At 66.3% G+C, this 13,772-nt stretch carries 15 protein-coding genes; 3 read left to right on the top strand and 12 right to left on the bottom strand.

From position 1 onward, the window contains the following. Positions 1-55 precede the first annotated feature (55 nt). Genes C4900_RS01910 through C4900_RS01890 form a run of 6 tightly spaced genes read right to left on the bottom strand, consistent with a single transcriptional unit; the run spans position 56 to position 4,948 of the window. Positions 56-943, bottom strand: coding sequence for a tyrosine-type recombinase/integrase (locus tag C4900_RS01910; RefSeq protein ID WP_065971467.1), 888 nt, complete (start codon positions 941-943; stop codon positions 56-58). After that, positions 943-1,632 carry a DUF484 family protein gene (locus C4900_RS01905; protein ID WP_065971468.1) on the bottom strand — a complete coding sequence of 230 codons (690 nt, stop codon included), beginning with the start codon at positions 1,630-1,632 and terminating at the stop codon, positions 943-945. The genes C4900_RS01910 and C4900_RS01905 overlap by 1 nt, the downstream gene beginning before the upstream one ends. Then, positions 1,616-2,506, bottom strand: coding sequence for a diaminopimelate epimerase (gene dapF, locus C4900_RS01900; protein WP_325048153.1), 891 nt, complete (start codon positions 2,504-2,506; stop codon positions 1,616-1,618). Before dapF ends, C4900_RS01905 begins: the two co-directional genes overlap by 17 nt. Continuing rightward, positions 2,476-3,744, bottom strand: a complete 1,269-nt coding sequence (gene lysA / locus C4900_RS01895; RefSeq protein WP_083996075.1) for a diaminopimelate decarboxylase — start codon at positions 3,742-3,744, stop codon at positions 2,476-2,478. The genes dapF and lysA overlap by 31 nt, the downstream gene beginning before the upstream one ends. After that, positions 3,741-3,869, bottom strand: a complete 129-nt coding sequence (gene lptM / locus C4900_RS17090) for an LPS translocon maturation chaperone LptM (RefSeq protein ID WP_411675217.1) — start codon at positions 3,867-3,869, stop codon at positions 3,741-3,743. The genes lysA and lptM overlap by 4 nt, the downstream gene beginning before the upstream one ends. Next, positions 3,869-4,948: a saccharopine dehydrogenase family protein gene (locus C4900_RS01890; RefSeq protein ID WP_065971469.1), complete on the bottom strand. Its 1,080-nt coding sequence runs from the start codon at positions 4,946-4,948 to the stop codon at positions 3,869-3,871. The genes lptM and C4900_RS01890 overlap by 1 nt, the downstream gene beginning before the upstream one ends. A gap of 87 nt (positions 4,949-5,035) precedes the next feature. Between C4900_RS01890 and cyaY the strand changes: the two genes are divergently transcribed. After that, complete coding sequence (gene cyaY, locus C4900_RS01885; RefSeq protein ID WP_083996081.1) at positions 5,036-5,482, top strand: iron donor protein CyaY; 447 nt, start codon at positions 5,036-5,038, stop codon at positions 5,480-5,482. Positions 5,483-5,484: 2 nt separating this feature from the next. On the opposite strand, the gene C4900_RS01880 is transcribed toward cyaY, so the two are convergent. Both C4900_RS01880 and lon read right to left on the bottom strand, forming a co-directional pair. Continuing rightward, the gene (locus C4900_RS01880) at positions 5,485-5,766 is read right to left on the bottom strand and encodes a hypothetical protein (RefSeq protein ID WP_114282219.1); all 282 of its coding nucleotides are present in this window, start codon (positions 5,764-5,766) and stop codon (positions 5,485-5,487) included. A 2-nt stretch (positions 5,767-5,768) separates the two neighbouring features. Then, complete coding sequence (gene lon / locus C4900_RS01875; protein ID WP_114282218.1) at positions 5,769-8,147, bottom strand: endopeptidase La; 2,379 nt, start codon at positions 8,145-8,147, stop codon at positions 5,769-5,771. Between the two features lie 212 nt (positions 8,148-8,359). Here lon and C4900_RS01870 point away from each other — a divergent pair, with 212 nt between their 5' ends. Together C4900_RS01870 and C4900_RS01865 are read left to right on the top strand one after the other, a co-directional pair. Continuing rightward, positions 8,360-8,911 (top strand): Slp family lipoprotein, encoded by a 552-nt coding sequence (locus C4900_RS01870; protein ID WP_114282217.1) that lies wholly within the window; start codon positions 8,360-8,362, stop codon positions 8,909-8,911. A gap of 25 nt (positions 8,912-8,936) precedes the next feature. Then, entirely contained in the window at positions 8,937-9,446 is a 510-nt protein-coding gene (locus C4900_RS01865) for a Slp family lipoprotein (protein ID WP_065970238.1), read from the top strand. A 98-nt stretch (positions 9,447-9,544) separates the two neighbouring features. Here C4900_RS01865 and purT read toward each other — a convergent pair whose 3' ends face one another. From purT to C4900_RS01845, 4 genes are all read right to left on the bottom strand, one after another. Continuing rightward, complete coding sequence (gene purT, locus C4900_RS01860) at positions 9,545-10,768, bottom strand: formate-dependent phosphoribosylglycinamide formyltransferase (RefSeq protein ID WP_114282216.1); 1,224 nt, start codon at positions 10,766-10,768, stop codon at positions 9,545-9,547. Between the two features lie 121 nt (positions 10,769-10,889). Then, a complete protein-coding gene (locus C4900_RS01855) occupies positions 10,890-12,197 on the bottom strand; it encodes an MFS transporter (RefSeq protein WP_211306716.1) in 1,308 nt (435 codons plus the stop codon). Continuing rightward, entirely contained in the window at positions 12,194-12,757 is a 564-nt protein-coding gene (locus C4900_RS01850; RefSeq protein WP_114282802.1) for an isochorismatase family protein, read from the bottom strand. Before C4900_RS01850 ends, C4900_RS01855 begins: the two co-directional genes overlap by 4 nt. Next, positions 12,735-13,670: a glycosyltransferase family 2 protein gene (locus tag C4900_RS01845; protein ID WP_170132377.1), complete on the bottom strand. Its 936-nt coding sequence runs from the start codon at positions 13,668-13,670 to the stop codon at positions 12,735-12,737. Before C4900_RS01845 ends, C4900_RS01850 begins: the two co-directional genes overlap by 23 nt. Positions 13,671-13,772 lie beyond the last annotated feature (102 nt).

The following is a 13,772-nucleotide window of genomic DNA, read 5'->3' as shown; positions in this document are numbered from 1 at the left end:
CTCCCCCCGGGCGGCCATTATTATGGGCGCACGCTAGCACACCGCTGAAACCGCTTCAACGCGTCCGCTTGCGCGCCCGCGGGTGGGCGGCATCATAGACGCGCGCCAGCTGCTGGTAATCCAGATGGGTGTAGATCTGCGTGGTACTCAGGTGCGCATGCCCCAGCAGCTCCTGGACGGCGCGCAGGTCCTGGCTCGACTGCAGGACATGGCTCGCAAACGAGTGACGCAACATGTGGGGATGAAGCGGCACATCCAGTCCGCGGCGACGTCCGAGGCGCGCCAGGCGCTTTTGTACCGCGCGCGCGCCGAGCGGCCGACCGCTTGCCCCGGGGAACACCGCGCCCAGGGGGTCGCTGCCCGGTCGCAGCGGCAGCCAGGCCTTAAGCGCGGCGTGCGCGGCGCGCCCCATGGGTACGAGCCGTTCGCGCCGGCCCTTGCCGGTGACGCGCACCAAGCCCTGCGCGAAATCGAGATCGGTAAGACGCAGGCCAAGGAGTTCGGACAGGCGCAGCCCGGCCCCGTAGAGGAGCTCGGCGATGGCCAGGTCGCGGACCTCGAGATCGTCCGCCGGGGGTGCGGCAAACAGGCCCTGAAGCGTGTCCACGTTCAGATCGTGAGGTAGGGAGCGTGGGGCGCGCGGCGCCTTGACCCCGCGAAAGGGGTTGGCGCGCAGGCCGAGTTCCCGATAGAGGGTGCGCGCCGCCGACAGGGCGCGTGCCACGGTCCGACCGCCCTGTCCGGCCCGGCACAGGCTCGCGACATAACGTCGCGCCAGCTCAACGGTCATGTCCGATGGCGCAGCGCACTGCTGGCCATCGGCAAAACGCGCAAGCCCCTCGAGATCGCGACGGTAGGCCGACAGGGTATGGGCGGAATAGCGCCGCTCATAGGCCAACCGATCCAGGCATGCGCTCACGGCCTCGGCCCACGCGCCCGCCATCAGGATCGATCCAGTTGGCGGGCCACGGCGCGCATCACGAGATCCCCGAGACGCCCGAGATAGAGGGTTCCGGCCCCGGGAGGGAAGCGATCGCGGTCGTGGCTCCCAAGCAGGATCACGCCCGAACGCACAGGATCGCGCAGGGCCACGAGCGCCACCGAGGCGACGCGCGCCTCGTCGGGTCCGAGCAGGCCACGGGCCTCGGCGAGAACCGCCTTGGGCCCGCACAGCGGCCGTCCTCGCGACAGCGCCAGCGCGCGCCTGAGTCGGGCATCGTCGGGGGGCACGAACTCCGCACGGCCGGCCAATGGGCCGCCATTGACGCCAATCAAGATGGTGACCGTATCGAGCCGCAACTGGTTGCGCCCGAGGTCGTAGACGCTGCCGAACACATCGTCCAGGGATGCCGCGTCGATCAATGCCACGGCCAGGCGGTGCAGCCTCTCGCCGAGCGCCTCGTTTTCCCGGGCAGCGGCCAGAAAGTCCCGGCGCTCGCGGTCCTTGGCGGCCAAGCGTTCGCGCAACACGGCCGCCTGACGCTCCAGGAGTGAGACTGCGGCCCCGCGTCCGGCGTGCGGAACCCGCAGGATCTCCAGCAGGTCTTGGTGCCGCTCGAAATAATCCGGATGATCACGTAGGTAGCGCGCCACACCCTCTTCCCAGGAGAGCTCTTCACTCGACTGTTTCACGGCCCCACCCCTGCTCGCTCAACCGCCCCTCATACACCCGCTGCGCCGGACCTCGCATCCATACCGGACCGGCCCCATCATAGCGCACATACAGCCGCCCGCCGCGCAGGTGCACCTGGACCTCATCGTCCAGCAGACCCCGCTCGCGTCCGGCCACGACCGCGGCACAGGCCCCGGAACCACACGCAAGCGTCTCGCCCGCACCGCGTTCATGGACGCGCAGGCGGATCGTGCGCCGGTCGATGATCTGCATGAAGCCGACATTGACCCCCTCCGGGAAGCGCGCGTGGCGCTCTATCAAAGGACCCTCGACGTCTACCGCCGCGCGCTCGACATCGGCCACGATCTGGACTGCGTGCGGGTTGCCGAGCGACAACACACTCACGTCCACTGAGCGCCCACCGATATCCAGGGCATACTGCCGCTGCTCGTGCTCGGCGACAAAGGGCACGGCAGTCGGGTCCCAGCGCACATGCCCCATGTTGACGACCACGTCCCCGTCATCCTGCAGGGTGAGCGTGATGACCCCGCCCATGGTACGTACCGTGAGGGTCTCCTTGGCGCTCAGGCCCTCATCGCGCACGTAGCGCGCGAAGCATCGCGCCCCGTTCCCGCATTGCTGTACCTCGCGGCCGTCGGCATTGAAGATGCGATATCCGAAATCGATGCCGGGTTCGGTGCTCGGCAAGACCACGAGGACCTGATCACAGCCGACGCCGAAATGGCGATCGGCAAGCCGCCGTATGCGTTCGGGCGTAAGATCGGGTGTCCCGGCCATGGCATCCAGGACCACGAAATCATTGCCCAGGCCATGCATCTTGACGAAGCGCTGGCCGCCGCCGGTCATGACCGTGACCCCGCGCGCACCACGCATTCCCCGCGCATCAGGTCCTCATAGGTCTCGCGCCGGCGCACCACGTGAAAACGGGCCCCATCCACGAGCACCTCGGCGGGCCGCGGGCGGGCGTTGTATTGACTGCTCATGGCAAAACCATAGGCCCCGGCCTCGCCGATCACCAGGATATCGCCGGACTCTATGACCAGGGGGCGGCCGCGGCCGAAGACATCGGCGCTCTCGCATACCGGGCCCACGACATCGTATTCGCGCGCAGGTCCCACGCGGCGGCGCGCGGCGGTCACGCTTTGCCAGGCGCCATAGAGCGCCGGGCGGATCAGGTCATTCATGCCGGCATCGACGATCGCAAAACGCTTGGCGTCGGTCTCCTTGATATATTCGACACGCGTGGCGAGCACGCCCGCCGCGGCCACCAAGGCCCGCCCGGGCTCGAGGATCAGTTCCAGATCCTGAAGCCCATGGGCGGCCAGGCGCTCGCGGACAAGTGCCACGTAGGCGGCGATCGTAGGCGGCCGCTCGTCGCGGTAGCGCACACCGAGCCCCCCGCCGACATCGACATGGGTCAGGGCCACGCCCGCGCGGCGCAGGCCCGCCACCTCCGGAAGCACGCGGTCCAGGGCATCCCCGAAAGGCCGCAGATCGGTCAATTGCGAACCGATATGGCAATCGATACCGACAAACGACAGGTGGGGATAACGCGACCCCTCGCGGTAGCAGGCCACGGCCTCGGCCAACGGTATGCCAAACTTGTTTTCCTTCAGGCCGGTGGCGATATAGTGGTGGGTGCCGGCATCGACGTCGGGATTCACGCGCAAGGACACCGGCGCGCGCACCCCGAGTGTGCCGGCGATCGTATCGAGACGCGCAAGCTCGGCCACGGACTCGACATTGAAACAGCGGATTCCGAGCTCGAGGGCCCGGCGCATCTCGCCCTCGGTCTTGCCAACCCCGGAAAACACGACCCGCGCCGGATCCCCGCCGGCCGCCAGCACCCGTTCGAGCTCGCCCCGGGAGACGATATCGAAGCCCGCGCCGAGATCGGCCAAGGTCGCGAGCAGCGCGAGATTGCCGTTCGCCTTCACGGCATAGCACACCAGGCTGCGCTGGACGTCCAAGGCCTCGCGAAACGCGCGATAGGCGTCGGTCAGGGCCCGGCGGCTATAGACATAACACGGGGAGCCGATCATAGACACGATGTCGGCGAGTGCCACATCCTCCATGAACAGGCGCTCGTCACGATAGGTCAAGACGCTCACGACCGCGGCCCCTTGTGGGGCGCAGCATGGGGCGAGACGGGCTTGGGAGGGGGCATGTACAGGGGGCCCTGCTTGCCGCACGCGGTCAATGCCAGGAGGCCGACCAGGACCAATCGCCTGGCCATCACGAGAGGTGTAACACCACTTGCCGCATCGTCCATTCGCGCGTCATATCCGAAAGAGTGAGAACACTGGAACAGGCAAAGGCGCCGGGTTCCCCGGTACCCGCCATCCACTTGCGCACGAGCGCGATGGCCGGCGTGCACAGGATCGACAGACCGTCGTCCCCGGCCACGAGTCCGGCGCTGCGTACGAGCGGCTGGCCGCCCCGCTCACCGCGCAACACCACGCGCAGGCCGAACGCCGCCCTCCCGAAACGCCGCAGGCCGTGCTGCATGACATGCAGCCCCTTGGCAAACCGGGCAAGATCGGCGATCACGCCCAGACGGTTCAATGAACCGAGCCAAGCATGGGCGCGATTCAACACCGCAAGCTCGAGCCCCGTCCGGTAGGTCACCCCGGCGCCATAGCGCCGGCCCAGGATCTCGATCTCCGGGGCATCGGTCACATACAGACGATGGCGCCCGAAGGGCTCGGGAAGGGCCACGGTCCGGCCCCGCGTATAGCCCGGCACCTCATGCCACGCGCCGCGCTCATAAATACGCGCCGGGCGGCCTTGCGCGGCGAGCAGCGCGCGCACGCTCGCGAGCCCCCGCGGGTTACGATTGCCCGACAGCGCGGCGATCTCGATGTCGGTGATGGTATCGAACCCGGGGGCGATGGCCGCCGCCAGCACCGAGGAGAAGGCCAACGCCGAACCCGCCCCCGACACCAGCGACACCCCGCCCTCGACGGCGCGTGCCGTCAGGCCTTGCAGGCCCAGTATATAAGAGGTTTCGTCGGCCATGTCGACATAATGCACACCGCGCCGCGCACAACGCTCGGCGACCCCATAATCGTGGGGGCGGAATGGCCCGCAGGTGTTCACCACGGCAAACACGCCGTCGAGCGCGGCATTCAGCGAGGCCTGCCTTTGGATATCGACCGCCACGAACGGGATACCGAGCGCCGCCGATACCGCCTGGCCACGGCTCGTATCGCGCCCGCCGATGAGGCACTCGGCCTGCGGGTCTTGCATCAGGATCTCGGCGATGCGCCGCCCACAGGTGCCGTAGCCGCCGAGAATCAGGACTTTCTTGGTCATGGCGCCAAGAATAGAGGCTAAGGCAGGCCTGCTCAAGGGCATGGCCGCCGTCACGGCAGGGATACACCGGGGACGATTTCCCGGGACATGCGCGAGCACGGCCTGTTCGTTTCCCCCAAGGCCCGCTACCATGCCCCTTGTGCGTGCCCCGCCGACCGACGGGCGGCGCGCAGCGAGGATGAACGGCACACGATAGACGACGAGGGGACCATCATGGCAAGCGACAGCGACTACGAAAGACAGGCGCAGGCGATGCTCGAACGCATTGAACAGGCCATAGAGACCCACGCCCCGGAGATCGAGTTCGAGACCGAAGACGAGATCCTGACGCTCGAGTTTCCAGACGACTCACGCATTATCGTCAACAAACAGCGCCCCTTGAAACAGATCTGGGTCGCAGCCCGCGCCGGCGGCTTCCATTATGACTACGACGCCACCACCGGGCATTGGGTACGCGCCGGCGGCCACGAGCTCCTCGCCGATCTCGAGACCTTCGCAAGCGGCCAACTGCAAAAACCCGTGCGCCTGCGCTAGACCTATTCCCAGACGTCCTCGCGGTGGTGGGCAAAGATCCCGGCGGCGGCACATTTCGGACAGGCGACACCCATGACATCATCGGCGAGCAACGTGATGGCGTCGTGATAACAGAGGCTGCACCGCGGGACGCCACCCGCACCGACCCAGGTACTGCCGATCGAATGGCAGTTATCGCACCGAAACAACCGCAAGCAAGGCTGCGGCCGGCGCCCGCACCCGACGCCGAGGTCACGCTCCTCGTAGTGGCAGGCGCGGCATAGGAAATCCACCTTGTGCCCCATGGCTAGCCCGGAAAGATCAAGGCCGCGACCTCGCGGTAATGCTTGACATAATGCATGACAAGGCCGCTACGGACATTGTCGGGCAACTCCTCGAAGTCGTTGCGATTGGCCTCGGGGATGATGATCTCGGGGATCTTGACGCGGCGCGCGGCGATAATCTTCTCGCGGATCCCGCCGACCGGAAGGACATAACCGGTGAGCGTGATCTCGCCGGTCATGGCCAGCGGCCGGCTGATGCGCTTGCCGCGCGCAAGCGACAGGAGCGCGCTCGCGATCGTCACCCCGGCGCTCGGCCCGTCCTTAGGAATCGCGCCCGCCGGCACGTGCAGATGCAAAGACGCCTTGTCGAAGAAATCCTCAGGGGCGCCGTATTGCTTGCAATGTGAGGAGATATAGCTGTAGGCGATCTCCGCCGACTCGCGCATCACCTCACCCAATTGGCCCGTGATCTTGATCCCGCGCGTGGCGCGGTGCACACGCGTGACCTCGATATCGAGGATGGCGCCGCCCATGGGGGTCCAGGCAAGGCCGGTCACGACCCCGACACCACGCAGGGGCTTGATGGGCTGAAAGACCGGTCGATCGAGATACTTCTCCAGATTGCGCGTACCCACCTTGATGGGCGGCTCCTTGCCGTTGATCATGGCCACCACGGCCTTGCGCGCGATCGAGCCGAGCTTCTTTTCGAGGTTGCGGACGCCGGCCTCGCGCGCATAACCCTCGATGATCTCGCGTATGGCCTGATCCTCGATACGCAACTGCCCGCGCTTCAATCCCACCTTCTCCATCTGCTTGGGCAGGAGATGATGCTTGGCGATCGCCATCTTCTCGCTCGTGATGTAACCGGCAAGCCGTATGACCTCCATGCGATCCAGCAATGGCCGGGGTATGGTATCGAGCTGGTTGGCCGTACAGATAAATAGCACTTTGGACAGATCGAAACGTAAGTCGAGATAATGATCCAGAAAATCGACGTTCTGCTCGGGGTCCAGAACCTCGAGCAGCGCCGAGGCCGGATTCCCCTGAAAAGAGGAGCCGATCTTGTCGATCTCGTCTAACATGATGATCGGATTGGCCACCCCGACCTCACGGATCGCCTGAATGAACTTGCCGGGCATCGCCCCTATGTAGGTGCGGCGATGGCCCTTGATCTCGGCCTCATCGCGCATGCCGCCTACGGAAAACCGATAGAAGGTACGACCCAGAGAGGCCGCTATGGAGCGACCTATGGATGTCTTACCCACCCCCGGGGGGCCTACGAGCAGGAGTATCGAGCCCGCCACCTCACCCTTCATGACGCCGACCGCCAGGAATTCGATGATGCGGTCCTTGACGTCATCGAGGCCGTCATGGTCACGGTCCAGGATCGTCCGCGCCTGCTTCAGATCGATCTTGTCGGTGGAATAGCGGCCCCAGGGTAGAACCGTCAACCACTCGAGATAATTGCGCGTGACCGCATATTCAGGAGACCCCATCTCGAGCACCGCCATCTTTTGCAGCTCTTCCTCGACGCGCTTTTGCGCGGCCTCCGGCAGGGTGAGCGTGGTGAGCCGCTCGCGAAAGACCTCGATCTCGGCGGTACGGTCGTCCTTGGCGATGCCCAGTTCCTTCTGGATGGCCTTCAGCTGTTCGCGCAGGAAGAACTGGCGCTGCTGTTCGTTGATCTTCTCCTCGACCCGCTCGCTGATGCGCGCCTGGGTCTTGGCGAGCTCGAGCTCCTTTTTCAGGAGAAAGAGCACCTTCTCGAGACGCGGCTCGAGGTCGACGGTGCGCAGGACATCCTGCAATTCCATCTTACTCGCGGTGGTGAGACTGGCCGCGAAGTCCGCAAGGCGCGAGGGTTGATCCGGACCAAAGCGCGTCAGAAAGAACTTGAGTTCCTCGCCATACAGGGGGTTTAGTGGCAAAAGCTCCTTTATGGTATTGATGACCGCCACCGAATAGGCCTTGGCATCGCCGCTCTCCGGGGCCTCGGGCTCGGGAAAGTACCGCGCGCGCACTGCGAACGGCCGCTCACGGGACAGCCACTGGTCAATGCGAAACCGCTGCAGGCCCTCCACGAAGACCTGCAGTTTCTCCTCGTTCTGAACCACCTTATGGATGCGGCACACAGTCCCCATCTCATAAAAATCGCCGCTCGCGACATCGACCGCCTCGTCCTTGCGGATCAAGACCAGGCCCACAACCTTGTGCGCGGTCTCGGTTGCCGCCACGATCGTGGAACTCCACGGCTCGCGATCGAGGACCAGCGGGATGGCCTGGGCCGGGAAAAACGGCCGGTTCGTAATGGGCACGATCGGCAGGGAGGTCGGCAGGACGTCGCCGGCACGCGCCAATGTCCCGCCGGATGCGGGCATCGATTCGGGTTCGCTCTTGGTCATCAATCTGTCATTCGCTTTTTTTAAGGAGCTCGGCTTTGTAATGGGGCCGCCCGGACTCGGTTCAAGGGTTTGCGTATTGTGCCAGATCGCGCCCGCACCGGAACGCGGCCATAGTCGCACGGCCGATGAGGATCTCAGTCTCTGGTCAAGGTCACATGGGCGGCTTATGATAAACATCAAGGCAAGAGCCGTCCGGACATGGAGGCCGCGCAATGAAAGCCTTGTGGACGCTAGCAGGCATACTTCTTCTGACCGGGTGCGCCGCACCCATCCCGCGCGCCCTACGGGCACCGCATATCACATCGGTGACCGTGGCCGCGGCGCGCGCCCACATCGCACCCCTCGGGGCACGCGTACGTTGGGGCGGGGTCATCAGCAAGGTCATAAATGATCCCCACGCCACCTGGATACAGGTCATCAGCCGATCGTTACGGCACGACGGCCGTCCACGCCGGGCGCGGTTCAGCGGAGGGCGCTTCCTGGCCCGGGTGCCGGGCTTTCTCGACCCCGATATCTACGCGGTCGGTCGCAAGATCACCGTGGTGGGGGTCTTCTCCGGCTACGAGAAGGACCCGATCGGGAGCTATCTGTATGACTTCCCCGTGGTGCGTACGCTCGCGGTCCACCTCTGGCGACCACGGCCCCATTACTACTCGCGTTTTTACTACGCCAACCCCTGGCCGTGGGGGTGGGGCATAGGCGTGGGGCCAGACTTCGACTGGGGGTGGCCGGGGGACGATGACGGGCCAGGCTTCGGACCATGAGTCCCGTCGCCGGAGGGCGCAAGCCATGAACCGGCTTGCGATCAGGACAGGGATACAGCGGGCCCTGGCGGCGTGCCTCGTCGCGGGTCTTGCCGGCTGCGCCCTGCGCCCGCGCCCCGAGGCCACGCATGTCGACCGGCGCATGGACCTGCAGGCGGTCCTCGCGCATCCGCGGCGCACGCGCGGGGCGCGCGTGCGCTGGGGGGGCATGATCGTGCGCGACTACGTGGGTCCTGTCCACAGCACGCTTACGATACTCGCCTATCCCCTGAATGGACGTGGCCGGCCCCGTCTCAGCCGGATGCCCGAGGGGCGTTTTCAGGCGGTGGCGCCCGGCTATCTCGACCCCATACTGTTTGCGCGCGGGCAACTGGTCACGGTCGTGGGGACCGTGATTGGCACCAAGCCCGGACTGATCGGTCAGGCCCACTACATCTATCCGCGCGTGCAGATCCTCGCCACCCACGTCTGGCGCCTCTACCGGCCCAGGCGACGGCGCTGGCGCTTTGGCTTTGGCATCGGAATCGGCCTGTAATCCGGCCGAGCGTTCGGATGGCCGCCAAATTTGATCCCTCTCCGGCGGTGCCCGCCCCGCCGGAGAGGTCTTGCGTGCCGCGGACCCCGGGAATCGGCTTAGAGAGTCCGGGGCGCAGGGACCTTCGCAGCGAGGACCTCCACCAGGCTCGCGCACTCGTTGGCGCGACGACGCGCGGTATCGACGTCGGAGGCCATGGCCAAGGCCACGCCCATACGCCGGCGCATGAAGCTTTCGGGCTTGCCAAAGAGGCGCAGCTTGGTCCCGGGCACGCGTAACGCCGCATCCAGGCGCCCGTAACGCACACCCGCCGCATCGCGATTCCCATAGATTACGGCGCTCGCCCCGGGACGCAGCAGTTCCGTCGACACCGGAAGCCCCAGAATCGCGCGCACATGCAGTTCGAACTCGCTCTGGTACTGGCTCGCCAGTGTCACGAGGCCCGTATCATGCGGGCGGGGACTCACCTCCGAGAACCAGACCTGGTCTTCGTTCACGAAGAACTCACAGCCGAATATCCCGCGTCCGCCGAGGGCCGCGGTAACCTTCTCTGCCATCTCACGAGCGCGATACAAGGCCTTCTCGCTCATCGGCTGCGGCTGCCAGCTCTCCACATAATCCCCGCGCTCCTGGCGGTGTCCGATTGGCTCACAGAAGTGCGTCTCGATCACCCCGCCGGGACCGCTTGCGCGCACGGTGAGCAAGGTGATCTCGTACTGGAACTCGACGAACGACTCGACGATGACGCGCGCCATCGCCACGCGGCTCTTCTTCTGGGCCTCGTGCCATGCGGTCTCGAGCTCGGCCTCGTTTGTGGCCACCGACTGGCCCTTGCCCGACGACGACATGACCGGCTTCACGACACACGGAAAGCCGGTGACCGCCGCGGCCGCCTGCAGCTCCTCGAGACTGCCGGCAAAGGCATAGCGCGAGGTCGGGACCTTCAGTTCCTCGGCGGCCAGCCGCCGAATACCCTCCCGGTTCATGGTGAGGAATGCCCCGCGCGCCGTCGGTATGACCTCGGCCAGGCCCTCGTTTTCGATCTCCATGAGGGTCTCGGTGGCGATCGCCTCGAGCTCCGGGACCACGAAATCCGGTCGCTCGCGGGTAATGACATCGCGCACCGCGCGCCCATCGCGCATGTCGATCACATAGGAGCGGTGGGCCACCTGGTGGGCCGGCGCGCGCGCATAGCGGTCGACGGCCACCACCTCGACACCGAGCCGCTGGGCCTCGATGGCCACCTCTTTGCCCAATTCACCGCTGCCCAGCAAAAGCAGGCGCACGGCATCGCGTGTCAAGGGGGTACCCAAAACTGTCATGGCGAGAACTCCGAAGCGGGGGTGGGGTGGTTGGCGCGCATCATACCCTCGGTCCAAAGTCTGTCAATTCTCGATCTTCCGGTGATCGCCCGACACCACGGCCGCGCCGCCATGCCCGGCGTCAGTCCTCGGGTGCCCATGCCGGAGACGCCACGCTCGTGGCCGGCCTGCGATCCTCGCCCGCCTGCGCAAGGGGCGCGCTCCGTCCGGCGATTCCCGCGCGCCCGGCGCGCCAGCCAATGAACCAGGCCGTCGCCGCCAGGACCGCGATCCCGGCGAGCGCGAACCGTGGCCCGAAGCCATCGGCGACCCAACCGAAAAGCGGGGCCACGATCGGGGCGCCCCCTAAGGCCGCGGCGATCAAAAACGCCAACAGGCGGCCGCGCATTGCCGGTTCCACCGACAACTGGAGGAGGCTGTTGGCAGACGTGACGAATACCTGTAACGCAAAGCCCAGGATCAGGAGCGCCAGGGCGAACACCCCCAGACCCGGGGCCAGAGCCGCGGCCATGGTAGCGAGCGCACACATCGCGGTCGCCAAGGACAGGACCCCCAGTCGCGGCGCCCGGACCGCGGCCAACAACGCACCACCGACCGCGCCGACGGCCATCAGTGAGGCAATAAGACCGTAAGACACGGCCCGCGCCTGAAAGACCCGGATGGCCATGGTCGAGACCAGGATCGGGAGGTTGACGCCGACCGCCCCCATCAACCCGAACATCCACAAGACCGCGATGAGGTCCGGGCGACGGGCCATGAGACTCAGGACCTCGGTGAATGCGCGCACCGCCGGACCCGGGCGCATACGCCCGCGCACCGGGACGCGCCGCAGGACATGCAAGGCACACAGGACCAGGCCGAACGAGGTGGCATTGATCAAAAATACGGGCCCGGTCCCCAAGGACCCGATCAGGATCCCCGTCAGGGCCGGTCCGCAGAGCCGCCCCATGTTGAACGAGAGGGCATTGAGGGCGACCGCGTTCGGCAGATCGGATGGCGGCACGAGATCCGACACAAAGGCCCCGCGCGCGGGTGCATCGAAGGCCGCGACGATGCCGAGCAGCAGCGCAAAACCGTACACTTGCCAGAGCCGCACCGCGCCCGTGAGGACCAGCGCCGCCAGGGTCAGGGCCAGCACCCCCATGAGTCCTTGGGTCACAACCAGGAGCCGGCGCCGGTCGCTGCGATCGGCGGCGGGACCGGTAAGCGGCAACAGCAGGGCCTGGGGCGCGAACTGTAGGGCGGTCACAAGACCCAACGCCAAGGCACTGTGCGCCGTGAGCCGCGTCAGTACCAGCCAGTCCTGGGCGGTGCGCTGCATCCAGGTGCCGAGATTCGACCCCAGGGCGGCGCCCGCCCAGAGGCGGTAATCGCGGCTGTAGAGCGCGCGCAAGGCCACAGGCGGCACGCGCGCCGCCTGTTCGCTCACTGAGCGCGCCGAGCGAGCAACGCCACGATCTCGTCGGTGGTGGCCGTCTCTCCCAAACGCGGAAAGATTCGTTTCACACTGTGGTCGTGGGCCTCAGCGCTGAAGTCGGTCATGGCGTCGCAGGCGAGCGTGACGTGAAAGCCGAGCTCGTGGGCCTGACGGGCGGTGGATTCGACACCGATGCTGGTGGCGATGCCCGCGATCACCACCTGGGTGACCCTGTGCGCGCGCAAAAGGCCCTCGAGGCCAGTCGCGGTAAAGGCCCCCCATGTCCGCTTGCCGATGCGATAATCGCCGGCCTGCGGCAAGAGCCCGGGCGCCAGTTCGTCCCAGTCGCGCGGCAGGTCGGCCAAATTTCGCGTCTGTTCGCTCCGGCCCGGGGCCCCGCCGTGAACGGTGACGAGCACCACCGGCAAGGCATGCGCCCGGAAGGCCGCCGCGAGCTGCGCGGCACGCGCCACCACAACGTCCGTGGGATGCACCATCGGTTGCGCGACGATGCCCTTTTGCAGATCAATCACGATGAGCGCCGTATGCTCATCCAATACCGTTGCTGTCACTGTCACCTCCTCGGTCGTATCGCGCAAGGCCGCCGGCATCCGCCGCGGGCTCGCGCATCGCCTCATCGCCCGCCACGCCCCCGCGTGTCCTACGGGCCCGCATACTTGTCTCGAACTCCTGAAAGTACCGCATGCCGCTCGCCGGGAACGCGCGGTTGAGCGCCCGGCGTCTCTCGAAAACCGCGATCGCCGAACCCACTGCCTCGGCCGGAAACGAGAGCCGGTCGCCGGCGCGCAGCACCGACAAAATCCAGTCGTAGGCCTCGTCGGCGCGCCGCACCGCATCCCGCGACCGCGACAGCGTCCCCGGACGCAAACGATACTCGTGCAAGGGCTGTGGATAAAGATAAGCGCCGCCGTGGCGGGCCATAATCGACAAGGTAAAAACGGCGTCTTCGGCAAACCTGAGACATTCGGGAAAGCGCGTGCGGCCGACGACCGCCCGCTGGTATACCGGCCAGAGACTCTCGCTCACGCACGCAAAGAATAGCCAGTCGTGGTACCCCTCGACCGGATCCTGCCAACAGTGTGCATCGTAACCGGGACCAGGATACTCACAAAACCGCGTGTTCCCAAGCGCGATACCGTGCGCGCGGGCCAAAGGGACAAGAATAGACAGCTTGTCTGGATACCAGACGTCATCGCTGTCGAGAAACGTGACCAGCGGGTGGCGGGCGGCATCGAGGCCACGGTTACGGGCAGCCGATGGACCCGAACCCCAGGCCCCGGTGTATGCCAGCGTGAGGCGCCGGTCGGCGGGCAACAACGTCTGGTAGTCGACCCCGTCATCGGCCACTACGATCAATTCCCAGTGCGGGTAGGTCTGCGCCAGGACCGAACGCACGGCCGCGCCTATGCTGGCCTCAGCCCTGTAGGCCGGCATGACGATACTGACGGATAGCGGCCGTACCATGCTGCGCTCCCTGCCCCCTTGACACGCCGCGCCCCCGAAGTCTAGCACCTGCGGCGCACGATCCCGGCGGGTCGTCGCGGATCTTCCGCTGGCGTTAACGCC

Source organism: Acidiferrobacter thiooxydans (assembly GCF_003333315.1).
GTDB lineage: Bacteria > Pseudomonadota > Gammaproteobacteria > Acidiferrobacterales > Acidiferrobacteraceae > Acidiferrobacter > Acidiferrobacter thiooxydans.
The sequence above is the reverse complement of the archived record's forward strand: the minus strand, read 5'-3'. Positions and strand labels throughout refer to the sequence as shown.